Consider the following 23791-nt stretch of genomic DNA (forward strand, 5'->3'; position numbering starts at 1 on the left):
CAAGTTGCGGGCGACCACCGTCGAACAAGAGGGGACGTATGTCTGGAGGTGACTGGAAAGAGATGTTCAACGCCGGTTGCACGGGCGATCTGGCGCTGGTGGAACACCATGTGAAGTCGGGCGTCGACGTGAACTACGCCCACCCGGAGTTCCTGTCCACGCCGCTGGTGGCCGCGATTCTGGCGGGGCAGGAGGCGGTGGCCCTGTACCTGCTGGACCATGGGGCCAACCCGGCCCTGCCGTCCGAGTTCGACGCCGCCACGCCGCTGCAGGCCGCGCAGCAGATGGGGCTGGTGGCGGTGGAGGAGAAGCTGTACGCGATGGGCGTGCCCCGGCCGCCCGCCGGTGCCGCGGTCGCGGCGGAAGCCAGGCCATCGGGAACGCTGGCGCTTGCCGCAGCGGCGGTGTACGGGGCCTTGTTCGTCGCGCTGGTGGTCGGCGTGGTCTACGGCCTGCGCATGCACTGCGAGAGCTTCGGCTGCATGGGCCTGGGGGTCTACTGGTTCGCCTGGTCGGTGGTGTACGCCGTGTCGGGCCTGATCGGCCTGTGGGCGCGTTCACTCACGCGGAGCGCGGCTGTCGCGGCGAGCCCGGTGCGCTGGGCGGTCCGTCTGCACCAGCTCATGGGGCTGGCCCTGCTGGTCCTCTGGTGGTTCAGCACCTGATTCTCAGCCCTTCAGCGTCGCCCGCGCGGGCGACAGCATGGCCGCTGTCAGCCCGCAGGCGCTGATGTGCGCCGGCAGCGGCAGCCCGCGCACCAGTGCCGCGCAGGCCTCGCCCATGGCGGCACTGGTCTGGATGCCGTAGCCGCCCTGTGCCGCGCACCAGAAGAAGCCTTCGGCCGCCGCATCAAACCCGCCCACCAGCTCGCCATCGGCCACGAAAGACCGCAACCCTGCCCAGGTGTGGGTGGGGCGGGGTGTGAGCGTGGTCCAGGTCTCCAGCGCGTGCAGGCCCAGGGCAATGTCCAGCTCCTCGGGCTGCACGTCCTGCGGGTGCGTGGGGTCTTCGTTCACCGGCGAAGCGAGCAAGGCGCCAGCATCGGGCTTCATGTAGAAGCTCTCGTCGGCCGCCAGCAGCAGCGGCCAGCGCGCCGTGTCCACCCCCGCCGGGGGTGCAAAGGTGAAGGCGGTGCGGCGCTTGGGCACCAGGCCGATGGGCGCCACACCCGCCAGCTGCGCCACCGCGTCGCACCAGGCGCCCGCGGCGTTGACCAGCACCGGCGCGGCGAACTCGGCACCGGCGGCGGTGCGCGCGTGCCAGAGGTCTCCGCGGCGTTCGACGGCCACCACCTCCGCATCGCACACCAGCGTGCCGCCCGCGCGCCGGAAGCCGCGCAGGTAGCCCTGGTGGATGGCGTGCACGTCCATGTCGAAGCTGTCGGGTTCGTAGATCGCCTCGCTCACCTTCTCCGGCCGCAGCGCCGGCACCCTGGCCAGCGCCTCCTCGGCGCTCAGTCGGACACCGCGCGGGCTGGTCTGCTGCAGGGTGGCCCAGGCCTCGTCCAGGTGGTGCATCTCGTCCGGCCCGGCCACCGTCAGCAGCCCGCGCGGCGTGAGCAGCGGTGCCTCGGCAAAACCCGGTGGCGGGTTCAGGAAGAAGGGCTCGCTGGCGCGCGACAGCGCCCGCACCTGCGCCGGCCCGTAGCTGGCGATGAACTGCGCGGCCGAGCGCCCGGTGCTGTGGTAACCCGGCTGGCTCTCGCGCTCGAGCATGACGCAGCGGCCGTGTGGCGCGAGGAAGTGGCCGATGGAGGCACCTGCGATGCCGGCGCCGAGGATGAGGAAGTCGGTGGATGAAGCGTTCATGCCGTCCATGGTACGGCCCGCCGCCACCCGTGGCGACGGGTCGGGGCGTGCCGAGGACGCCGTTTCTTCAGTCCCCGACCGGCTCTGGGGCTGGCAGCACGTAGCGCCCGTCCAGCATCTCTGCGCGCGGCAGGTAGGCCCGCAGGCAGAGGAAGAAGCCGTCGGCCGGCGCAGGCAGCCAGTTGGCCCGGGCCGCGTCGTCCAAGGGTGGGGCGTGCTGGATGTGCAGGGTCAGGCCGCCGTCGGCATCGTGCTGCAGACCGGGTGTGCGGTCGCCGATGGCGTAGCGCGCGATGGGGTTGTCGACCAGCATGAAGTCGCGCGTGCTGTACAGGGTGATCGACCAGAAGGCGTTGACCGGCGGCAACTGCCCGGGTGCGAATCGCAGGCGGTAGCGCTGGGCGCCGTCGAGCATGCGGCCGGTGCTGTCGGTTTCGCAGCGGGGGTAGATCGCCTCATGGGGCGAGAGGGCGCCGATGCCCTGGCGTGCCACGAAGGCGCGCAGCAGATGGTCGTGGCCGAAGCCGCCGGTGAGGGACATCATGGAGCGGCTCCAGCCGGTGGCCGGGGTGTGCTGGCCCAGCGCGTCGGCGCGGTGGTCCAGCAGGGCCTGCACCGTGTCGGCGGCGCGGCGCCACACCTCGACCATGGCGGGGTCGGCCCACATCTGTGCCACGGTGGCGTCGTCGGCTCCCAGGCCCACCGCGCGCAGGCCGGTGAGCAGGGCGCTGTCGCCAGCAGGTGGCGGGTTCTCGCGCAGGGCGTCGTTGGCCATGGCCAGGAAGCGCTGGGGGGCGAAGGGCGCGCGCGGGTCGTGGCGGGCATCGAAACGGCGTGGAGCGCCGGGACGGCCGGCCTGCCAGTCGGCCAGGCTGCGGATGCCGAACCCGTCCTGCAGCGCATGCACCTGGTCCAGTTCGTGGGCGCCGTCGATCAGCAGGCGCCCGATGACCCAGACCCAGGGTGTGGGCGCCTCGATGTGCCGCCCCGGCGCCTGGAAGGCCTCTGGTACGCTGCCCTGCCAGCCAAGGGGCGTGACCAGCACGGCGCCACCGCCGTTGCCCAGGGTGCGGGTGCCGGGGTGGCCGAAGGGGTTGGTGAAGAAGTCCAGCATGCCCAGCACGTGGTAGCGCGCGCCCATGTCGGGCATGTCCAGCACCAGCGGGCCGGCCGACAGGTCCAGCCAGGCGTTGGTGTAGAGCGTGTCGTTGTTGGGCATCACGACGCGGCTGCGACCGGCGGTGAGCAGTTCGCGTTCGTGCACAAAGGCGTTGCACCAGCGCAGGCTGCTGTCGGGGCTCTCGCCTGCGAAGCCATGGCCGGCCAGCTTGCGCGGTGAGGTGGCGGAGCGCATGCGCTGCATCTCGTACAGCGGCCAGGCGTAGACCAGGGCCTGCACGGCCTGGGTGTAGAGGTACTCGTGTCGGGTGTTCATGCGGACTCCGCTTGCAGAGGGGGAATGGTCCAGCTGCGCACTTCGGGGCGCGGCAGGTACATGCGCAGCACCAGGTAGAACTGGCCGGCGGGGGCGGGCAGCCAGTTGCGCCGGTCTGCGGGGGGCTCGTGAGAGATGGCCAGCGTCAGGCCGCCGTCGGCGTCGTGCACCAGGTCGGGCGTGCGGTCGCCGATGGAATGGCGGCCGAGGGCGTTCGGGTACAGAAAGCGGTCGGCGTCGTACAGCGTGACCGACCAGAACGCGTCGACCGGCGGCAGCTCGCCGGGCTCGAAGCGCAGCCGGTAGCGCTGACGGCCGTGCAGCGGCGCCCTGGCGGCATCGAAGTCGCCCATGGCGTAGACCGCTTCGTCCGCGGCCAGGGCGCCCAGCCCCTTGTAGGCGGTGAGGGCCCTGACCAGGTAGTCGCAGCCATAGAGGCCCAGGCCGAAATGGGTCGCCCAGGGCCGGGCCTTGCGGCTGCGCGAGCCTTCCAGCATCAGCGCGGCACCGTCGCGCAGCCCCTGCAGCAGCCCGGCGCGCAGTGCTTCGTCGAGCTGGAAGAAGTCGAAGGACAGGTCGGGCATGAGGCCCTGGCTCGCGATCCAGCGGGCCAGGCCGGTGTCGGACTCGGGCACCTTCTGGCTGGCCAGGCCATGGCACAGGTTGTTGAAGAAGTGCGGGCCGAAGTTTTCGAGGTCGTCGGGCCGGGCCATCCATGCGGCCATGGTGTCTTCCGGTGGGCCGCTCCAGTGGTCCACCACACCGGGGCGCGCGCCGCTGCGCGTCCCCTCGGGCAGTTCCAGCCGGATCTCGGCCTGCAGCGCCTGCGCGGCGATCACATCGTCTCCGGCACCGGCGAGCACCCGCGCGATCAGCCACACCAGGTCGGTGGGCGCACGCAGCACGCGGCGCCCGTCGGCGGGCAAGGCGTCGGCCGGGTGGTCCGGGCCGACCAGCCAGATCGCCTCGCCCCCGGCCGCACAGTTGCGCAGGCCCGGGTTGTCGAAGTTGTTGGTCCAGGCGTCGTACAGCGCCAGCACGAAGTAGCGGCCCGGATGGCGGGCGGCGGCGGGCACGTGCAGCAGGCGCGGGCCATTGGCCAGGTTGATCCAGCCGGTGGTGTAGAGCAGGTCGTTGGCGGGCGTGACCACGTCGCGGTCGGCGTCGGTGGACACCCGGCGCACGTGCTGCAACTGGTCGATTTCGGCGCGCCAGCTGGCGTGCTCACCGTTGCCGGTCAAGGTCTGCAGGCGACAGGTGCGCAGGCTTTCCACCAGCGGATATCCCCAGACGAAGGCGGTCAGGCCGATGGCCTGGCCCAGGGCGTGGCGGGTGCTTGTGATGGGCGGGTTCATGCGGGCTCCTGTTCGTCGGGAGCGCGGCCGATCACGACAGCATCGACCGCGCAGCCACCGCCGCGCGAGGCCGGCAGGGCCATGAAGGGGTTGATGTCCACGCTCTCCAGCGTGTCGCCGCAGGCCACGGCAAAGCGCGACAGCGCCACGATCTGCTGTGCCAGCAGGTCCAGGTCGGCCGGTTCACGGCCGCGGGCGCCGGCCAGCAGGGCGTGTGCCTTGGTGGCCCGGATCATCTCGTGCGCCTGGTCCAGTCCCACCGGCGCCGGGCGCAGCACCACGTCGTGCAGGGTTTCGACGAACACGCCGCCCAGGCCGAACATGACCATCGGGCCGAACACCGGGTCGCGCTGGACGCCCAGCAGGCATTCGGTGCCGTGGCGGTCGACCATGGGCGCGACGAGCACGCCGTCCAGCCTTGCTTGGGGGACGTTCTGGTGCACGGCCGCCATCAGGCGGGCATACCCGTCGCGCACGGCCTCGGCGCCCTGCAGGTTGAGCACCACGCCACCTGCATCGGACTTGTGCAGGATGTCGGCCGACACGATCTTGAGCACCACCGCCGAGCCCAGGTGTCCGGCCGCAGCCACGGCTTCGTCGGCGCTGTGCACCAGGGCGTGCGGCACCACGCGCAGGCCGGCCTGCGCCAGCGCGGCCAGTGACTCGGGCTCGTTCAGCACCCGCGCCGGCAGGCTGAGCGGTGGTGCCGGCTCGTCGGCGGGCACCACCGGGGCGTCCAGGCGCTGGGCCAGGCGCGCCAGTGCGGACACGGTGCGCACGGCCTCGGTGGGTTCGCTGAACACCATGCAGCCCAGGGCCTCCAGGGCCTGCCGGCGTGCGGGCGTGAGCAAGGTGCTCAGGGCCAGCAGCTTGTCGGGGTAGTCTCTGCGCAGGTTGGTGACCAGCGACTCCAGCACCGGCCAGAAGCGTTCGGCGGTGCCGGCGGCGGCCAGGAAGCCGATCCAGCTCGCGTAGCCACCCTGGTCCAGCATCAGGCGCGCGGTGCGTTCGATCAGCGTGGCATCGTTGGTGACCTGGCCCGTGATGTCGACCGGGTTGGTGGGCGCAGCGAAAGGCACCCACTCGCGGATGGTGGCCTGGGCCGTGTCAGGCATCGGCCTCAGGTCGAGCCCGGCCTGGCTGGCCTCGTCGGCCATCAGCACGCCGACGCCCCCCGAGACGGTGAACAGGCCCAATGACGCATCGCGCGGCAGACCGCCGATCGCCGCGGCGGCGGCGACGCCGAAAAACTCGGTGATGTCTTTGGCGCGGTGCACGCCGTATTCGCGGAACACCGCGTCGTAGACGGCGTCGTTGCCCGCCAGCGCCGCGGTGTGCGAGGCGGCTGCCTTGGCGCCCGCCTCCGTGCGGCCAACCTTGACGATGACCACCGGCTTGCGCGCGGCCTGTGCTGCGGCCAGTGCCTGGCGCAGTCGCGGACCGTTGCGGCAGCCCTCCATGTAGCCCATGATCACCCGCGTCTGCGGGTCGTGCGCCAGCCACTCCACGCAGTCGGCGAAGTCGATGTCCGCCTCGTTGCCGGTGGTGATCCAGTGCGACAGGCCGATGCCGCGCTCGCGCGCCAGCGCGTAGGCATAGGCACCGAATGCCCCCGACTGGCTGACCAGGCCGATCGGCCCGTGCCGCACCTGGCCGCTGGCCGGTGCCGGCGAGAAGGTGGCGTAGAGCTGTTCGCCCACGTTCATGAAACCCAGGCAGTTCGGACCCAGCAGGCGCACGCCGCCACGGCGGGCGATGGCAGTGAGCTCGGCCTGCTGGCCCGCTCCGTCGTCGCCAGTCTCGGCAAAGCCCGAGGTGAACATCACCACGCCCTTGACGCCAGCGGCCACAGCGTCTTCCAGCGCGGCGCGCGAGAGCGAGGCAGGGATGGCGAAGATGGCCAGGTCCACCGGCTCGCCAATGGCCTGCAGCGAGGGGAAGGCCGGCAGGCCCTGCACCGTGGTCTGTTTCGGGTTGACCGGCAGCACCCGGCCAGCGTAGCCAAAGCGCTTCATGAAATCGACCGGGATGCCACCGATCTTGCTCACCGTGTCGGAGGCACCGACCACCGCGACCGAGCGGGGGGCAAAGATGGCCGAGAGCGTCTGCAGCCGCTGGCCGGTGTCGTTCTGGGGTTTGTCGCTCATGTGTCTCCTGTCCGTTGCTCTTGTCAATTTAATGTGACTGAATTAAAGTAATTCGAGCGAATTAAAACAGTCGGATTGCACAAATGTCAAACACCAGCACCACTCTCAGTCGCAAACGCGTCAGCCAGGTCACCATCCAGCGTGCGACCGAATCGCCCGACGCACAGCTGTCGGCGACGGCTCGCCACATGCTCGACGTGGCCGAGCCGCTGTTTGCGGAAAAAGGCATCGAGCAGGTGTCTCTGCGGGAGATCGTCGCGGCCAGCGGGCAGCGAAACCTCTCTGCCGCCCGCTACCACTTCGGCAGCCGCGAACAGCTCATAGCCCTGTTGCTGGCCAGGCGTCTATGGTTCATCAACGAGGACCGTCATGCGCGGCTGGACGCGCTTGAAGCCGCCGGGCGTGCTGGCGATGTGGAGGCGCTGGTGCGCGAGTCGCTGGACGCACTCGCCAGCACCGTGCGCGACCAGCCCTGGGGTGCGGACTACGTGCGGGTGGCGGCACAGGCCACTTTCAGTCCCCGGCTGAACCCCTACGACATCGTCGACCCGATCTATCTGAGCGGCCACACGCGCATTGCCCGGCTGCTGCGCGCGGCGCTGCCGGATCTGCCCGAGCGCACCTTCCATGACCGCATGCGGCTGATCAGCAACGAAATCGTGTTCACGCTGGCGCGCTGGATCAGCGACCACGGACCTGTGACATCACCCACCCGCCGCCGCTACGACGCTCTGGTGCGACACACCATCGAGTTCCTCGTCGCCGGCATGAAAGCCCCCTCCGGAGAACCGACATGAACACCAAGCCTTCCACAAGCGATGCGTTTCTGATCACGGGCGAAGGCGTCGACGCGGTGGCTCCCGGCCTGTGGATCGTGCGTGGTCAGGGCAACACCTTCGTCGCAGAGATCGACGCCGGGCTGGTGGTGATCGACAGCGGCCCTGGCGGAAAGGTCACCAGGGGCATGATCGATTCGCTCCGGACGGTGTCCGATCGGCCGGTGCATGCCATCTGCTTCTCGCACGGGCACATCGGCTACAACAGCGGCCTGCCGCTGTGGCTGGAACACGCGCGGCAGCGCGGCGACGCGCCGCCGCGCGTGATCGCCCATGCCAATCTGCCACGGCGCGCTGCGCGCTACCGCGAGACCATGGCGCTGCAGGAACGCATGGCCGAACTGCAGTTCCGCCGCGAGCCCGGCACCATGACCGGCAAGTTCCCGGTGCACGACCCGGCTGAAGTGTTCGATACGGCGCTCGTGCTCGGGGACCTGAACGGCCGCCACGTGGTGCTGATCTGGAGCCCGTCGGAAACCGACGACGCGGTGGCGCTCTGGTGCCCGGCCGAACGGGTGCTGTACGGCGGGCCGGCAGTGATCGACTCGATTCCCAATCTGGGCACGCCCTTTCGCACGCAGCGCGACACGGTGCGCTGGGCCGGCACGCTGGAGCGCCTGGCGCACCTGCGGCCACAGCGCGTGGTGCGCGAATTCGGTCCCTGCATTGAGGGCGAACAGGAGGTGCAGCGCGTGCTGCTGGACACCGCGCGCGCCCTGCGCTGGGTGCGCGACGAGGTGGTGCGGCTGATGAACCAGGGCCTGGGCGAGCGAGAGATCCTGGAAGCCGTGCGCTTTCCAGCCGACCTGTTCGCTCAGCCCTGGATGCAACCCACCTATGGCGACCCGCACTGGATCGTGCGCGACGTCTACCGTTCCGAGAATGGCTGGTGGGACCGCAACCCGACCCAGCTGCACCCCGCGGCGCCGTCGGCGGTGTCGGCCGCGCTGGCGCGTGCCCTCACCGACAAACCCGCGGTCCTGGCCGAGGCCCGGCGCCTGGCCGACCGGTCCGAGTGGCAGCTGGCGCTGCACGTCGTCGACCTGCTGGCGCTGCTCGATGTCGACGACCCTGATGTACACACCGCCCGGCAGTTGAAGGCGCACTGGCTGCGCCGGCGGGCCAGCGATGTGCGCAGCTATGTGTCCAAGAGCCTCTACCACGGTTGCGCGGACCTGCTCGAAAAAGGGCAGCAGGCCCGCTTCGGCATTCATTGACTTCCCTGTTCGCCCATCACACCCACCCCAAAAAGGAGACAAACATGTTCAAGTCCATCGTGGCCTCCCTGGCCGTCTCGTTGCCACTGGCCTGGTCCGGCAGCGCGCTCGCACAACAATGGCCCACCAAGCCCGTGAAAGTGGTGGTGCCCGGCGCCGCCGGCAGCGGCACCGACATCACCGCCCGCATCTTCACCGACGCGCTCAGCCGCAAGTTCGGCCAACCCTTCGTGGTCGACAACCGGGCGGGTGCCAACGGCATGATCGGCACCGAATACGTGGCGAAGCAGCCGGCCGATGGGTACACCCTGCTGTTCTCGTACACGGCGGCGCAGGTGGTCAACCAGAGCCTCTACCCCAAGACCGGCTATGACGGCGCCAAGGACTTCGCGCCCATCGTGCAGATCGGTTCGGGTGGCAACTTCCTCGTCGTGCCCGCGTCCATGCCGGTCAAGGACCTCAAGGAGTTCATCGCCTACGTGAAGGCCAAACCTGAAGACGAGCTGGCCTACGGTTCGTGGGGCAACGGCTCGGGGGGGCACCTCAGCATGGAGGCGCTCAAGCAGCAGACAGGCGTGAAAATCCGCCACGTGCCGTACAAGTCGTCGGCCGCCGCCAACACCGACCTGGCCGGTGGTGTCATCCAGGTGGCGTTTTCCGCCACGGCCTCAGCGTTGCCGCTGATCCAGGCGGGCAAGATCAAGGCGCTGGCCATCAGCGGACCGAACCGCCTGTCCACCATGCCAGAGATCAAGACCATGACCGAGCAGGGCGTCAAGTTCGACCTGGCCTCTTGGTATGGCATGTTCGCGCCCGCTGGCACGCCGCCGGCCATCGTCAATGCCATCAACGCCGAGGTGCACCGTCTCCTGCAACTGCCCGAAATGCGCGAAACCCTGAGCAAGGCGGGCCTGAGCGACTGGCCCGTCAAGACGCCTGAAGAGTTCGGGGCCACGGTGCGCAACGACGTGAAGGAGTGGGGCGACATCGTGCGCAGAGGCAACATCAAAGTGGATTGAGGCGCGCAGCCAGGAAGAGGGGCTGCATCATCCAGGCCGTGCAGCGTAGCGAAGTGGTTCCTGGCCTGCACCGACCTCGTCTTCGTCGCGCCGGTCTACTGGTTCAGCTTCCCCGGCACGCTCAAGGCGCAGATGAGCGCCAAGCGCCTTTGACTGATCACCACCAATGGCGACCGCGCCAAGGCGCAGCCCATGATCGACTCGACCGCCATGTCGAAGTGCCATGAAAAAGGGCGACGGTCACCCGTCGCCCCTTTGCATTTCTGAACCCTTCAGCGCGAAATATCAGCTGAAGAAGTCCTTCGCTTTCTCGAACCACCCCTTGTCGTTCGGGCTGTGCTTGTGACCGCCTTTCTTGAACGACTCGTCGAGTTCCTTGAGCAGCTTGCGCTGGTGTTCGGTCAGCTTCACCGGCGTCTCCACCGCCACGTGGCAGTACAGGTCGCCGGGGTAGCTGCTGCGCACGCCCTTGACGCCCTTGCCGCGCAGGCGGAAGGTCTTGCCGCTCTGCGTCCCTTCGGGCAGGTCGATGGTGGCCTTGCCTTGCAGCGTGGGCACGTCGATCTCGCCGCCCAGGGCGGCTGTGGTCATGCTCACCGGCACCTGGCAGTGCAGGTCGTCGCCCTCGCGTTCGAAGATGTCGTGCTTGCGCAGCCGGATCTCGATGTAGAGGTCGCCGGCCGGCCCGCCGTTCTGGCCCGGTTCGCCGTTGCCGCTGGAGCGGATGCGCTGGCCGTCGTCGATGCCCGCGGGGATCTTGATTTCCAGCGTCTTCTGCTTCTTGATCTTGCCCTGGCCGCTGCAGGTGGTGCAGGGCTCGGGAATGATCTTGCCGGTGCCGTGGCAGTGCGGGCAGGTCTGCTGCACGCTGAAGAAACCCTGGCGCATCTGCACCACGCCCTGGCCGTGGCAGGTGCTGCAGGTCTTGACGCTGGTGCCCGGCTTGGCGCCGGTGCCCTTGCAGGTCTCGCAGTCGTCCCAGCTGGGGATGCGGATCTGCGTTTCCTTGCCGGTGGCCGCTTCTTCCAGCGTGATTTCCATGGCGTAGGACAGGTCAGCGCCGCGGTACACCTGCCGGCCGCCACCGCCGCGGCGGGCGCCGCCGAAGATGTCGCCGAAGATGTCGCCGAAGGCCTCGCCGAAACCGGCAAAGCCTTCCGCACCGGGGCCGCCCGGGCCTCGCATGTTCGGGTCCACGCCGGCGTGGCCGTACTGGTCGTAAGCCGCCTTCTTCTGCGGATCCGACAGCATCTCGTAGGCCTCTTTGGCCTCTTTGAATTTTTCTTCGGCGCCCTTGGCGGCATCACCCTGGTTGCGGTCCGGGTGGTACTTCATCGCCAGCTTGCGATACGCCTTCTTGATCTCGTCGTCCGAAGCGTTCTTGGGCACGCCCAGCACTTCGTAAAAGTCGCGTTTGGCCATGGTGGTCAATCGGGGTTCTGTTGAGCACAAACGCCGCGCCAGGTTGCCCCGACGCGGCGGTAACGGTCAATCGGCGGGGCGGCCGATCAGCCCTTCTTCACTTCCTTGACTTCGGCGTCGACGATGTCGTCGTCCTTGGCGCTGGACGAGGCACCGGCGCTGGCCTGTTCGGCCCCACCGGCGGCACCCGCCGCGGCGGCGGCTTCGGCCTGCGAGGCGGCGTACACCTTCTCGCCCAGCTTCTGGCTGGCGGTCATCAGGGCCTCGGTCTTGGCTTCGATGGCGGCCTTGTCGTCGCCCTTGGCGGCTTCTTCCAGGGCCTTGATCGCGTCCTCGATGGCGCTCTTTTCAGCGGCTTCGAGCTTGTCGCCGTGTTCGCCCAGGCTCTTCTTGACGCTGTGCACCGAGGCCTCGGCCTGGTTGCGAGCCTGCACCAGTTCGACCTTCTTGTGGTCTTCGGCGGCGTTGAGTTCGGCGTCCTTCACCATCTGCTGGATCTCGGCCTCGGACAGGCCGGAGTTCGCCTTGATGGTGATCTTGTTTTCCTTGCCGGTGCCCTTGTCCTTGGCGCCGACGTGCAGGATGCCGTTGGCGTCGATGTCGAAGGTCACTTCGATCTGCGGCATGCCACGCGGTGCGCTGGGGATGCCTTCGAGGTTGAACTCGCCCAGCAGCTTGTTGCCGGAAGCGATTTCGCGCTCGCCCTGGAACACCTTGATGGTCACGGCCGGCTGGTTGTCCTCGGCGGTCGAGAAGACCTGCGAGAACTTGGTCGGGATCGTGGTGTTCTTGGCGATCATCTTGGTCATGACGCCGCCCATGGTCTCGATGCCCAGCGACAGCGGGGTCACGTCCAGCAGCAGCACGTCCTTGCGGTCACCCGAGAGCACCTGGCCCTGGATGGCGGCGCCCACGGCCACGGCTTCGTCGGGGTTCACGTCCTTGCGCGGGTCCTTGCCGAAGAACTCCTTGACCTTCTCCTGCACCTTGGGCATGCGGGTCATGCCGCCGACCAGGATCACGTCGTGGATGTCGCCCACGCTGATGCCGGCGTCCTTGATGGCGGTGCGGCAGGGCGCAATCGTGCGCTCGATCAGCTCTTCCACCAGGGCTTCCAGCTTGGCGCGGGTCAGCTTGATGTTCAGGTGCTTCGGACCCGAGGCGTCGGCCGTGATGTAGGGCAGGTTGATGTCGGTCGCGGCCGAGCTGGACAGCTCGATCTTGGCCTTTTCGGCGGCTTCCTTCAGGCGCTGCAGGGCCAGCACGTCCTTGGACAGGTCGACGCCTTGTTCCTTCTTGAACTCGCCGATGATGAAGTCGATGATGCGCTGGTCGAAGTCTTCGCCGCCCAGGAAGGTGTCGCCGTTGGTGGACAGCACTTCGAACTGCTTTTCACCGTCAACGTCGGCGATCTCGATGATGGACACGTCGAAGGTGCCACCGCCCAGGTCGTACACGGCGATCTTGCGGTCGCCCTTTTCCTGCTTGTCCAGGCCGAAGGCCAGGGCCGCAGCGGTGGGCTCGTTGATGATGCGCTTGACTTCCAGACCGGCGATGCGGCCGGCGTCCTTGGTGGCCTGGCGCTGGGCGTCGTTGAAATAGGCCGGCACGGTGATGACGGCTTCGGTCACGGGCTCGCCCAGGTAATCCTCGGCGGTCTTCTTCATCTTGCGCAGGATGTCGGCACTGACCTGCTGGGCCGAGATCTTCTTGCCGCGCACTTCCACCCAGGCGTCGCCGTTGTCGGCGGCCACGATGGAGTAGGGCATCAGGTCGATGTCCTTCTGCACTTCCTTCTCGGTGAACTTGCGGCCGATCAGGCGCTTGATGGCGTAGAGCGTGTTCTTGGGGTTGGTCACGGCCTGGCGCTTGGCCGAGGCGCCGACCAGCACTTCACCGTCTTCCTGGTAGGCCACGATCGACGGCGTGGTGCGCGCACCTTCCGAGTTCTCGATCACCTTGGTGGTGTTGCCTTCCATGATGGACACGCAGCTGTTGGTGGTGCCCAGGTCGATGCCGATGATTTTTCCCATGTTCTGCTCCGTTTTCGAAAGTTTGAATAAGTGTGTGGGGTGGGTGTGGACCCGTTGTGGAGGAGGTGTGGATAACCGGTGGGCTTTTCAAGGCCTGAGCGCCGGTTTTCTTCTCCGTCCGCGGTTCTTTACTTGGGGGCCGCGACCGTGACCAGTGCGGGGCGCAGCACGCGCTCGGCGATCAGGTAGCCCTTCTGCAGCACGGTCACCACGGTGTTGGTGGGCTGGTCGGCCGGCACCAGGCTGATGGCCTGGTGCTGGGCGGGGTCGAACTTGGCGCCGACCTCGGGCGCAATCGCCACCACCTTGTGGCGCTCCAGGGCGCTGCGCAGCTGCCGCAGCGTGGCTTCCGAGCCCTCGCGCATCTGCTCCAGCGTCGCTTCCTGGATGGCCAGACCGGCTTCGAAGCTGTCGAGCACCGGCAGCAGGCCCTCGGCGAAGCTCTCCACCGCGAACTTGCGGGCCTTGGCCATTTCTTCCTCGGCGCGGCGCATGGTGTTCTGGGCCTCGGCCTTGGCGCGCAGGAACTGCTCGGCCAGCTCGGCGTTCTTGGCCTTCAGCTCGGCGACCTCGTTGGTCAGGGCGGCCAGTGCGTCGGCTTCGGCCACCGCGGCGGCGGCCAGGGCTTCTTCGGTGCTCTGCGGGGCATTTTCAGCGGGGTTCTGGGCTTGGGTCATGTCAAAAATTCAAATAAAACAAGGGCATAGATCGCCGTGTGCGGTAGGTGGGGGCGCCGCCGGCCCGTTCAAGAGGTGACGTCCAGAAACACGCGATGGCGGTGAGAATCGGGGCTTTTTGCACGGAACCCTGTCATGAAACTCTTTCGCCATGGCCCGCTGGGCGCCGAGAAACCCGGTCTGATCGATGCCCGCGGCGGGCTGCGCGACCTCTCGGGCGTGGTGTCGGACATCGCCGGCACCGTGCTGGGGCGTGATTCTATGGCCCGGCTGCACGCGCTAGACCCGTCCACGCTGCCGCTGGTGGCCGAGGGCCGGCGCATCGGCGCCTGTGTGGGCGGCGTGGGCAATGTGGTCTGCATCGGCCTGAACTATTCCGACCACGCGGCCGAGTCTGGCATGAAGGTGCCCGGCCAGCCCATCGTGTTCAACAAGCACAACGGCGCCATCAGCGGCCCGGACGACGACATCTGGCTGCCGCCCGGCTCGCAGAAGATGGACTGGGAGGTGGAACTGGGCATCGTGATCGGCGAGCGTGCCTTTCATGTCAGCGAAGCAGACGCGCTGCAGCACGTGGCCGGCTTCTGCCTGGTCAACGATGTCTCGGAGCGCGCCTACCAGACCGAGTACGAGGGCCAGTGGACCAAGGGCAAGAGCTACCCCACGCACTGCCCGGTCGGCCCCTGGCTGGTCACGCCCGACGAACTGGGCGACCCGCAGGACGTGGACCTCTGGCTGGACGTGAACGGTGTGCGACGCCAGACCGGCAACACCCGGACCATGATCTTCGGCGTGGCCCAGATCGTGAGCTACCTCAGCCGCTTCATGGCGCTGCAGCCGGGCGATGTGATCCCCACCGGCACGCCGCCCGGCGTGGGCATGGGCCAGAAGCCGCCGGTGTTCCTCAAGGTGGGCGATGTGGTGACGCTGGGCGGACGGGGACTGGGCCAGCAGCGGCAGAAGGTCGTGCCGACGCCTTGACCCGGTTTCAGGGGGCGTGCGCGGCGGCCGTTGGGGTGGAAACCGCCATCGCCGCGCGGGCCTGCTGATGGGCCCAGCGGCCGGCGAACTGCTGCACGTCGACCATGCGGCGTGCCAGGTCGGCGCCCTGGTGGGTGAGGCGGTAGCCGTCGCCGGTGTGGTCCACCAGTCGGGCGGCCCGCAGTTCCTTCAGACGGGTGTTGAGCGTGTTGGGGGTGACGCCACCGATGCTGTCCTGGAGCAGGCGGAAGGTCTGCGGATGCCCGTCGCTCAAGGCCCAGATCACACGCATCGCGTAGCGCGACTCGAGCAGGTCGAACAGCTGAATGACCGCCGCATGGTCTTTGGCACTCATGGTTTGTCTCCTGGACCAGCCTTCTGCGTCGAGGCTTGAAACCACTATACGGCGGGCGCTAGCAGTTCGCTAGCTGGAAAGCCAGTCCCACCGGGAAAGCACGCTCGGGATTTACCCGGATTGCATCACCTGGAATAGACGCGCTGAAGCAGCTCCTTGAGCTGGTCCAGCTCCTGCTCCGACAGGCGGCTGGCCACGTCCCGTTCCAGCTTCGTCGCTGTGGCCTGGGCGTCTTTCTGCAGCTTGCGGCCTGTGGGCGAGAGGTGCAGGCCCTGGGCGCGCCGGTCGGTGGGGTGCGGCCGGCGCTCGATCAGGCCGCGCTTGTCCAGGCTCTTGATCATGCCCACGAGGTTGGGCGGCAGGATGTCCAGCGCGGCGCAGATCTGGCGCGAGGTGATGCCGGGGTTGTGGGCGATCAGGGTCAGCACCGAAAAATCCACCGGGCGCAGGCCGTAGGGCGCCATGCGCTGCAGGAACACGCCGATGACCGCCAGCGCGGCGCGCCGGGCGTTGTAGCCCAGCAGGGTTTCGAGGTAGCTGGTGTCGATCCGGCCCTCGCTGTCGGCCACGGGCGTGGCTCGGGCCACGGGTTCGGTGGTCTTGCGGGGGCTGCGCGGGCGGCGCAGGGCGTTGGCGACGGTCGTTTCGGACATGGTTGCAGAGGATACCGGTATCAAGGCCCTGCGCTGGCGGGGCTCAACCCGCCAGGGTGGTCTCCATCATGGCCACGCGCATCCCGAACTCGGGCCAGACCCAGCGCCAGAAGCCGGTCTGCGCGGTCTGCCAGCGGGCGGTGCCGGCGCCGGGCGTGGCGCCGATGCGGGCCCAGGCCCAGGCCATCAGAAGCAGCGCCACGGCGCGCAGGAAGTCGTCGGCCAGCCAGTGCGGCAGATCGGCCGGCGCGTCCTTGGTGGTGGCGCGCGGCAGCAGGCGCTCACGCAGGAAGCTGGCGAAGCCATCGAGCTGTGACTTGGCGCGGACCGCCTGTTCGTCGCCGCCCAGGTCGGCGGACAGCTCGCCCAGCAGGGTCAGCAGCGCCGCGCCGCCGTCGGGCAGGGTCTTGCGCAGCAGCAGGTCGATGGCTTGGATCTCGTTGGTGCCCTCGTAGATCATGGCCACGCGCGAATCGCGCACGATCTGCTCGATGCCCCATTCGCGCACGAAGCCGTGGCCACCGAACACCTGCAGGCAGGCGCTGGCGCCGTGGAAGGCCTGGTCGGTCCAGGCGGCCTTGAGCACCGGCGTGACCAGCGCACACCAGCGGCTGGCCACCTCGCGTCGTGTGGCGTCGCCGTGGTGTTTGAGGATGTCGAGTTCCAGCGCGGTGCGGTAGGCCACGACGCGGCCGGCGTCGATCCAGGCGCGCTGCGCGTCCAGGATGCGGCGCATGGCCGGGTGCTGCTCGATCAGATCGGCTTCGCCGGCTTTCGCGCTGCCGCCCGGCGCGCGCATCTGGCGGCGCTCCTTCGAGTACGCGTCGGCCTTCTGCCAGGCGGCTTCGAGCAGGCCGATGCCCTGCAGGCCCACGTGCAGCCGGGCCGCGTTCATCATCACGAACATCGCGTTCAGGCCCTTGCCCGGTTCGCCGACGATCCAGCCCGGCGCCTCGTCGAAGCGCATCACGCAGGTCGGGCTGCCGTGCAGGCCCATCTTCTCTTCGATGCGTTCGCACACCGCCGCGCTGCGCGTGCCGTCCTCGTAGAACTTCGGCACCAGGAACAGCGACAGGCCCTTGGGGCCGGGCGGCGCATCGGGCAGGCGCGCGAGCACCAGGTGCACGATGTTGTCGCTCAGGTCGTGCTCGCCGCCGGAGATGAAGATCTTGGTGCCGCTGAGCGCGTAGCGGCCGTCGGGCAGCGGCACGGCCTTGGTTCGGCACAGGCCCAGGTCCGATCCGGCGTGCGGCTCGGTCAGGCACATGGTGGCCAGCCATTCGCCGGTGGCGACTTTCTCCAGATAGCGCGCCTTGAGCTCGTCGGACGCGTGGTGCTTGATGCACTCGTAGGCGCCGTGCAGCAGGCCGGGCGCCATGGTCCAGCCGTGGTTGGCGGCGCTGAGCATCTCGTAGAGCATGGCCTCCAGCACCGTCGGCAGACCCTGGCCGCCGTCTTCGGTGGCGCAGGCGAGGGCGGGCCAGCCGGCCTGCCAGAAGGCCTGGTAGGCGTCGCGGAAACCCGGCGGCATGGTGACGGCGCCGTCCCTGAATTGCGCGCCGATCTCGTCGCCGTCGCGGTTGAGCGGGGCCACCACCTCGGCCACGAACTTGCCCGATTCCTCCAGCACCTGCTGCATCAGGTCGGTATCGGCCTCGGCGTGCGCGGGCAACGCCTGCAGCTGTTGCGGGGCCTGCAGCACGGACTGCAGGACGAAGGCCATGTCGGCGGTGGCGGGCTGGAAGTGGTTCACGGTGAGCAGAAGCGGAGAGAGAGGAAAACGTCAGCGGCCGCTGGTGGCGTCCTGGGTCTTGTCGGGCGATCCTTCGAGACCGGCCAGCAGCGCCTTGTTGCTGCCGGGAATGACCATCTGGAACTTGTTGTCGACCACGGTGTAGTCGTAGTAGCCCATGCGCGCGATGGGCTGGATCTTGAGCACGTCGACCAGGCCGTTGCCGTCGATGTAGGCGTCGTCGATGTGGATGCCGACCACGCGGCCGAACACCACGTCGACGGTGCCCATGGGCGGGCGGCCGGGGAAGCGCACGGTGTTGAGGTACTCGCACTCGAACTGGATCGGCGAGCCCTTGATGCGCTTGGGCTTCACAAGGCGGCTGTCCAGCTTCTCCAGCCCGGCGCGTTCGAATTCATCGACGCCCGGTGGCAGCTCCTCGGCGCTGATGTTCACCGCCTCGCGCAGCGCCCAGGTCGCCATGTTCCAGACGAACTGGCCCATCTGCTCGGCGTTGCGCACCGAGTCCTTGCGCTCGCCCTGCGTGCTCTGGTTGGCGCTGAACATGACGATGGGCGGGTCGAAGGTCACGTTCTGGAACTGGCTGTAGGGCGCGAGGTTGTCGCGGCCCTGCGCGTCCACCGTGGAGATCCAGCCGATGGGGCGGGGGATCACGCAGGACTTGAACGGGTCGTGCGGCAGGCCGTGGGGGGTCTTGCCTGGTTCGTAATACATGGTGGAGCTCCGTTCGGTGGACGTGTGGGGGTCAGCGGCAGGCGAAGCTGGACGCGTCTTCCATGCTGCCGCTGCCCTTGTAGGTCGCGACCGTGGGGTAGGCGCACAGCGGCCGGCTGCGGTTGGGCGACCAGCTGGCGGGCAGCTCGCTGTTGGCGCCGCCGGGGTTGCCGGCGCCACGCGCGGTGGCCTTCACGGCCTGGGGCGCTTCGCCCTGCTCGACCCACTTCACCAGCGGCGAGAGCAGGTCGAACTGGTCGGTGGACGGGCCGCCGCTGCAGTGCGCCATGCCCGGCACCGGGAAGAAGCGGGCGAAGCTGTCGGCCTTGCCGCCCAGCGCCTGGTCCAGGCGCAGCAGCCACTGGCGCGTGTCCTCTGCGGAGAAGATCGCATCGGCCACGCCGTGGTAGACGATCATCTTGGCGCCGCGGTCTTTCAGCTTGGCCAGGTTCACCGGGTTCTCGTGGCCGGGCGGCGTCATCAGCGACAGGCCGGATTCGCGGTAGACCTCGTTGGTGGCGCTGAACATCGGCAAGCGGGCGCTGATGTCGACCTTGAGCGGATCGAACATGCCCGGCGGCACGCTGAACACGGTGCCGACCGACAGCGGGTCCAGCGCCACCGAGTTGGCGAACTTCCAGGTGCCCCAGTTGTCACCGGCCAGGCCGGGGTCGTAGGGGAAGGCTGAGTAGATGGATGCGCCCGAGCTGGTGCGGCCACCGGCGAACACGCGGGCCACCACGTCCTTCTGCGCCGCGCTCAGGCACTGGCCGTTGCGGTCCCCAGTGCAGGTGGCCACGTCGGTCTTGAGGTTGAACGCGGCCTGGCAGGCCTGCGTGGCCTGGACCATGCCGTCCTTCGCGCCGTCGAGCGCGTCGCACTTGCCCAGGATGGCGTTGGCCACCAGCTGGCGTTCGGCCTTGGTGAAGGCACCGCTGAGGTCGGGGATCTTCGCGTTGGGGTTGAGCGGGTGCTGGGTGGTCGCGCCGGGCACCGCCAGCGGCGCCCACTGCTGCGCGCCCCAGAGCTGGGCCAGCGCGGCGTTGGGCAGGCGGTAGCCGGGCGCGCCGACCAGGTAGCCGTCGTAGGCCTGGCCGCGCGCAGCCTCGACCATGGCGTGGCGCCCGCCGTTGGAGCAGCCGCCCAGGTAGGAGCGGTCCGGGCCCTTGCCGTAAGCCGCGGCGATCAGCGCCTTGGCCATGGGGGTGAGCTTGGCCACCGCCTGGTAGCCGTAGTCCAGCCGCGACTGGGCTTCGAGGCCGAAGTAGGGCGTCTGCGGGCCGGTGTGGCCGGCGTCGGAGCTGATGACGGCGAAGCCCTGCATCAGCGCGCCGGTCAGCGGGCCGCCGCCCAGTGCCCCGTCGGCCGTCTTCACCGAGCCGTCCAGCCCGCCGTTGCCCTGGTAGTAGAAGCGGCCGTTCCAGGCCTTGGGCAGGCGCATCTCGAAGCCGATCGCGTAGTCGCGGCCGTCGCTGCCTTTGCGCTTGTGCATCGCGCCCTTGACCAGGCAGTGTTCGGCCACAGGCCGGCCGGCCAGCATGAGGCCACCCGCGGCCACGGACTCGGCGGAATCGATGTGCGCCTGCTCGAACCGGAACTGGCCGGTCAGCGCCGCACACTGGTTCAGGCTGGCCCCCATGGCGGGTGCCAGCGGCGCAGGCGAGGTGCCCGGCGCGGTGGTGCCGCAGGCGGCGACAAGCAGACCCAGCCCCAGCGGCAAGGGCAGCAGTTGCAGGCGGCGCAGAGTGTGGTTCATCGGAGTCTCCTTGGGGGTGGTTGGGATCAGGGGCGCTTTCTCGCGGTGCCGAGATAGGTTTCGATCACGCGGGGGTCGCTGGCCAGCTCCATGGCAGGCCCTTGTGCGCTGAGTTCGCCCATCTCCAGCACATACCCGTGGTCGGCCACTTGCAGTGCGGCGCGTGCGTTCTGCTCCACCAGCACGATGGTCACGCCGGTCTGGCGCAGCCGCTCGATGATGGAAAAGATCTCGCGCACGATGAGCGGCGCCAGGCCCAGGCTGGGCTCGTCGAGCATCAGCAGGTCGGGGCCGGACATCAGGGCGCGTCCCACGGCCAGCATCTGGCGTTCACCGCCCGAGAGCGTGCCGGCCAGTTGCAGCCGGCGCTCCTGCAGTCGCGGGAAGATGGCGTAGACGTCGTCGAGCCGGCTGCGCCATTTCGCGTTGCCCTGGCGCATCTGGCGAAAGCCGCCGAGCAGCAGGTTGTCTTCCACCGGCATGGTGCCGAAGAGTTCGCGCTTCTCGGGCACCAGCGCCATGCCGCTCATCACGCGCTCTTCGAGCGTGAGGGTGGTGATGTCCTGGCCACGGAACAGGATCGAGCCCTGACCGGGCAGGATGCCCATGAGCGTGTTGAGCAGGGTGGACTTGCCCGCGCCGTTGGGACCGATGACGGTGATCACGCCGCCCGGCTGGGCCTCGATGTCGATGCCGTGCAGCACCTCGGCGCGGCCGTAGCCGGCGCGCAGTCCCTTGACTTGAAGAATCGGGTTGCTCATTTAGTGTTCCGTTCCCAGATAGGCCGCGCGCACCTTCGGGTCTTGCTGTACCTGTTCGGGCGGTCCTTGCGTGAGCAGCGTGCCGAACTCCATCACCACCAGGTGGTCGCAGATCTGCATCACCAGATCCATGTCGTGCTCCACCAGCAGGATGCTCATGCCTTCGCCCTTGAGCTGGCGCAGCACGTCGGCCAGGGCCTGCTTTTCCTTGTGGCGCAGGCCGGCGGCGGGCTCGTCGAGCAGCAGCAGCGTCGGATCGGCGCACAAGGCCCGTGCGATTTCCATCAGCCGTTGCGGGCCCATGGCGAGGTTGCCGGCCTGTTCGTGCAGGTACTCGCCCATGCCGATGCGCTCCAGCTGGCGCTGCGCCTCGCGGAACAGTTGCCGCTCCTCGGCGCGGTTGGTGCGCAGCATGGCGGGCAGCACGCCCTTGCGGCCCCGCGTGTGCGCGCCCAGGGCCACGTTCTCCAGCACGGTCATGTCCGGAATCATCTTGACGTGCTGGAACGTGCGCGCCATGCCCAGCTGTGCGATGTCGCGCGAGGGCGTGCCGATGACGTTGCGGCCCTGGAAACGCACCTCGCCGCTGGTGGCGGGCAACACGCCAGTGATGAGGTTGAACGTGGTGGACTTGCCCGCACCGTTGGGGCCGATCAGCCCGACGATCTGGCCGGCGTGGATCTGGAAGCTGATGTCGTTCACCGCGACCAGGCCACCGAACTGCATGCGCGCCTTCTGCACGTCCAGAACCAGTTCTCCATTGGCGGGCTTGGCGCGTTCGGGCAGCGCGGCCGCGTGCTGCCAGTCCACCTTGCGCGGCTTTGCCGGTATGTGCTTGCCCACCATCGACCACAGGCCGTCGGGCAGGTACTTGAGCATCACCACCAGCGCCACGCCGAAGACGATCACCTCGTAGCTGCCGCTGGTGCCCATCAGCTTGGGCAGCAACACCTGCAGCTGGTCTTCCAGGACACGGATGAGGCCGGCGCCGACGATCGCACCCCAGACGTGGCCCACGCCACCGATCACCGCCATGAACAGGTACTCGATGCCCATCTTCAGGCCGAAGGCCGAGGGGTTCACCGTGCGCTGGAAGTGCGCCAGCAGCCAGCCGGCCACCGAGGCAAACAGCGCGGCCAGCACGAAGATGGTCACCTTGTAGCGGAAGGTGCTGATGCCCATGGCTTCGGCCATCTGCGAGCCGCTCTTGAGCGAGCGGATGGCGCGCCCGGCGCGCGAGTCGAGCAGGTGCAGCAGCGCGGCGGCGAAAGCCAGCAGGATGAACCAGGTCAGTACGAAGAACGCACGCCCCTGGCCGATGTCGAATCCCGCCACCGACAGGCTCTGGATGCCCAGCAGTCCGTCGTACTTGCCCAGTGCGTCGAGGTTGCCCATGAGGTAGTACAGCGACAGGCCCCAGGCGATGGTGGCCAGCGGCAGGTAGTGGCCCGACATGCGCAGCGTGATCAGACCGACGATCAGCGCACTGCCGGCGGTGAGGGCCAGGCCGATGAAGAGCGTGATCCAGGGCGACATGCCCAGGTTGAGCGTGAGCCAGGCCGTGGTGTAGGCCCCGATGCCGACGAAGGCCGCCTGACCGAAGGAGGTGAGCCCGCCCACGCCGGTCAGCAGGACCAGGCCGAGCACCGTCATGCTGTACATGCCGATCATGTTGAGCTGGGTGATCCAGAAGTCGGGCAGCGGGAGCAGGGCGATCACGGGAATCGCCAGGGCCAGGATCAGCAGGCCGAGATGTTGGTGTTTGGGCATGTCAGTGGTCCTCGTCGGAGTGCTTGCTGCGCAAGGACCTGACAAGCAGGACAGGGAGAATCAAGGTGAACACGATCACTTCCTTGAAGGCGCTGGCCCAGAACGAACCGAAGGACTCGATCACGCCCACGCCCATCGCCGCGATGAGGGCGCCGGGGTAGCTCGAGAGGCCGGCCGCGACGGCGGCCACGAAGCCCTTGAGGCCGATCAGGAAACCCGAGTCGTAGAACACGGTGGTGGTCGGGCCGATCAGCAGGCCCGAGAGCGCGCCGATGAAGGCCGCCATGGTCATCGTGAGCTGGCCCGACGCCTGGGACGAGATGCCCATGAGCCGTGCGCCCGTTCGGTTCACTGCGATGGCACGCAAGGCCTTGCCGCGCAGCGAGCGTTCGAAGTAGAGCCAGAGCATGGCGATGAGGGCCACCGTGGCTGCAAACGTGATGATGGTCTGACCCGACAGCATCACGGGGCCGATGGTGTAGCGCTCATCCCAGAAGGCCGGATTCCGGAAACCTTCCGCACCGAAGAACACCAGCCCCAGGCCGGTCATGGCGAAGTGCACACCGACCGAGACGATCAAGAGCACCAGCGGCGTGGAGCTCTCCAGCGACTGGTAGGCCACACGGTAGATCAGCGGGCCATAGACTGTCACCACGGCCACGCTGAGCGCGGCCTGCACCCACAGCGGGAACTGCTGCGGCGCGGCCCAGATGGCCACGACGGAGACCACGACGGGCAACACGAGCATGCGTCCCGCGGCCTTCAGCGCGGGCCAGGTGCCGCGGTGCTGGCGCCAGCATTCGGTCAGCTCCATCAGCGCGGCGAGAGCGGCGAGCAGCAGCAGCAGCCAGACCGTGCCGGGCACCTGGCCGGTCTGGAAGATGGCCAGGGTGAGCGCGCCGTACGCGACAAACTCCCCCTGGGGAATGAAGATGATCCGGGTGACGGTGAACACCAGGACGATGGCCAGGCCCAGCAGCGCGTACACGGCGCCGTTGGTGAGGCCATCCAGCGCCAGGATGCTGGCGATAGAGAAATCCATAGGAAGCCTTAGCGAGAAAGGGAAGCGCCCAAGAAGAACCTCGAACGCAGGCGCGCC

At 68.4% G+C, this 23791-nt stretch carries 20 protein-coding genes; 5 read left to right on the forward strand and 15 right to left on the reverse strand.

The window, feature by feature from the left end; genetic code table 11:
- Positions 1 to 38: 38 nt before the first annotated feature.
- Positions 39 to 665, forward strand: a complete 627-nt coding sequence (locus HPF_RS07825; RefSeq protein ID WP_165961667.1) for an ankyrin repeat domain-containing protein — start codon at positions 39 to 41, stop codon at positions 663 to 665.
- A gap of 3 nt (positions 666 to 668) precedes the next feature.
- Here HPF_RS07825 and HPF_RS07830 read toward each other — a convergent pair whose 3' ends face one another.
- The 4 genes from HPF_RS07830 to HPF_RS07845 all read right to left on the reverse strand — a co-directional run bounded on the left by HPF_RS07830 (position 669) and on the right by HPF_RS07845 (position 6745).
- Positions 669 to 1808, reverse strand: coding sequence for an NAD(P)/FAD-dependent oxidoreductase (locus HPF_RS07830; protein ID WP_133156251.1), 1140 nt, complete (start codon positions 1806 to 1808; stop codon positions 669 to 671).
- Between the two features lie 67 nt (positions 1809 to 1875).
- Positions 1876 to 3243: a DUF1254 domain-containing protein gene (locus tag HPF_RS07835; protein WP_133156252.1), complete on the reverse strand. Its 1368-nt coding sequence runs from the start codon at positions 3241 to 3243 to the stop codon at positions 1876 to 1878.
- Positions 3240 to 4598 carry a DUF1254 domain-containing protein gene (locus HPF_RS07840; RefSeq protein WP_133156253.1) on the reverse strand — a complete coding sequence of 453 codons (1359 nt, stop codon included), beginning with the start codon at positions 4596 to 4598 and terminating at the stop codon, positions 3240 to 3242. The genes HPF_RS07835 and HPF_RS07840 overlap by 4 nt, the downstream gene beginning before the upstream one ends.
- Complete coding sequence (locus tag HPF_RS07845) at positions 4595 to 6745, reverse strand: acetate--CoA ligase family protein (protein WP_133156254.1); 2151 nt, start codon at positions 6743 to 6745, stop codon at positions 4595 to 4597. The genes HPF_RS07840 and HPF_RS07845 overlap by 4 nt, the downstream gene beginning before the upstream one ends.
- 83 nt (positions 6746 to 6828) lie before the next feature.
- Here HPF_RS07845 and HPF_RS07850 point away from each other — a divergent pair, with 83 nt between their 5' ends.
- Genes HPF_RS07850 through HPF_RS07860 form a run of 3 tightly spaced genes read left to right on the forward strand, consistent with a single transcriptional unit; the run spans position 6829 to position 9817 of the window.
- On the forward strand, positions 6829 to 7542 hold the full coding sequence (locus tag HPF_RS07850; protein ID WP_066150258.1) for a TetR/AcrR family transcriptional regulator: 714 nt from the start codon (positions 6829 to 6831) through the stop codon (positions 7540 to 7542).
- Positions 7539 to 8798 (forward strand): alkyl sulfatase dimerization domain-containing protein, encoded by a 1260-nt coding sequence (locus tag HPF_RS07855; protein ID WP_066150262.1) that lies wholly within the window; start codon positions 7539 to 7541, stop codon positions 8796 to 8798. Before HPF_RS07850 ends, HPF_RS07855 begins: the two co-directional genes overlap by 4 nt.
- A gap of 44 nt (positions 8799 to 8842) precedes the next feature.
- Positions 8843 to 9817: a Bug family tripartite tricarboxylate transporter substrate binding protein gene (locus HPF_RS07860; protein WP_133156255.1), complete on the forward strand. Its 975-nt coding sequence runs from the start codon at positions 8843 to 8845 to the stop codon at positions 9815 to 9817.
- Between the two features lie 285 nt (positions 9818 to 10102).
- On the opposite strand, the gene dnaJ is transcribed toward HPF_RS07860, so the two are convergent.
- The 3 genes from dnaJ to grpE form a co-directional block, all read right to left on the reverse strand.
- Positions 10103 to 11239, reverse strand: a complete 1137-nt coding sequence (dnaJ, locus tag HPF_RS07870; RefSeq protein ID WP_133156256.1) for a molecular chaperone DnaJ — start codon at positions 11237 to 11239, stop codon at positions 10103 to 10105.
- An 86-nt stretch (positions 11240 to 11325) separates the two neighbouring features.
- Positions 11326 to 13272 (reverse strand): molecular chaperone DnaK, encoded by a 1947-nt coding sequence (gene dnaK / locus HPF_RS07875; protein WP_066150268.1) that lies wholly within the window; start codon positions 13270 to 13272, stop codon positions 11326 to 11328.
- Between the two features lie 128 nt (positions 13273 to 13400).
- Positions 13401 to 13949, reverse strand: a complete 549-nt coding sequence (grpE, locus tag HPF_RS07880) for a nucleotide exchange factor GrpE (protein WP_133156257.1) — start codon at positions 13947 to 13949, stop codon at positions 13401 to 13403.
- A 135-nt stretch (positions 13950 to 14084) separates the two neighbouring features.
- Here grpE and HPF_RS07885 point away from each other — a divergent pair, with 135 nt between their 5' ends.
- Positions 14085 to 14930 carry a fumarylacetoacetate hydrolase family protein gene (locus HPF_RS07885; RefSeq protein WP_133156258.1) on the forward strand — a complete coding sequence of 282 codons (846 nt, stop codon included), beginning with the start codon at positions 14085 to 14087 and terminating at the stop codon, positions 14928 to 14930.
- A gap of 7 nt (positions 14931 to 14937) precedes the next feature.
- Here the strand turns inward: HPF_RS07885 and HPF_RS07890 are convergent, their stop codons facing one another.
- The 8 genes from HPF_RS07890 to HPF_RS07925 all read right to left on the reverse strand — a co-directional run bounded on the left by HPF_RS07890 (position 14938) and on the right by HPF_RS07925 (position 23734).
- Entirely contained in the window at positions 14938 to 15285 is a 348-nt protein-coding gene (locus tag HPF_RS07890) for a winged helix-turn-helix transcriptional regulator (RefSeq protein WP_066150278.1), read from the reverse strand.
- Positions 15286 to 15410: 125 nt separating this feature from the next.
- Complete coding sequence (locus HPF_RS07895) at positions 15411 to 15938, reverse strand: MarR family winged helix-turn-helix transcriptional regulator (RefSeq protein WP_084396942.1); 528 nt, start codon at positions 15936 to 15938, stop codon at positions 15411 to 15413.
- Positions 15939 to 15981: 43 nt separating this feature from the next.
- Complete coding sequence (locus HPF_RS07900) at positions 15982 to 17661, reverse strand: acyl-CoA dehydrogenase family protein (protein ID WP_133158053.1); 1680 nt, start codon at positions 17659 to 17661, stop codon at positions 15982 to 15984.
- A gap of 60 nt (positions 17662 to 17721) precedes the next feature.
- Complete coding sequence (locus HPF_RS07905; RefSeq protein ID WP_133156259.1) at positions 17722 to 18405, reverse strand: flavin reductase family protein; 684 nt, start codon at positions 18403 to 18405, stop codon at positions 17722 to 17724.
- 31 nt (positions 18406 to 18436) lie between these two features.
- The gene (locus HPF_RS07910) at positions 18437 to 20161 is read right to left on the reverse strand and encodes a tannase/feruloyl esterase family alpha/beta hydrolase (RefSeq protein WP_133156260.1); all 1725 of its coding nucleotides are present in this window, start codon (positions 20159 to 20161) and stop codon (positions 18437 to 18439) included.
- A gap of 26 nt (positions 20162 to 20187) precedes the next feature.
- The gene (locus HPF_RS07915) at positions 20188 to 20922 is read right to left on the reverse strand and encodes an ABC transporter ATP-binding protein (protein ID WP_066150287.1); all 735 of its coding nucleotides are present in this window, start codon (positions 20920 to 20922) and stop codon (positions 20188 to 20190) included.
- Positions 20923 to 22692: a branched-chain amino acid ABC transporter ATP-binding protein/permease gene (locus tag HPF_RS07920; protein ID WP_133156261.1), complete on the reverse strand. Its 1770-nt coding sequence runs from the start codon at positions 22690 to 22692 to the stop codon at positions 20923 to 20925.
- Between the two features lies 1 nt (position 22693).
- Positions 22694 to 23734, reverse strand: coding sequence for a branched-chain amino acid ABC transporter permease (locus tag HPF_RS07925; protein ID WP_127806648.1), 1041 nt, complete (start codon positions 23732 to 23734; stop codon positions 22694 to 22696).
- Between the last annotated feature and the right edge of the window lie 57 nt (positions 23735 to 23791).

The sequence above is a fragment of the Hydrogenophaga pseudoflava genome, from assembly GCF_004353865.1.
Lineage (GTDB): Bacteria > Pseudomonadota > Gammaproteobacteria > Burkholderiales > Burkholderiaceae_C > Hydrogenophaga > Hydrogenophaga pseudoflava.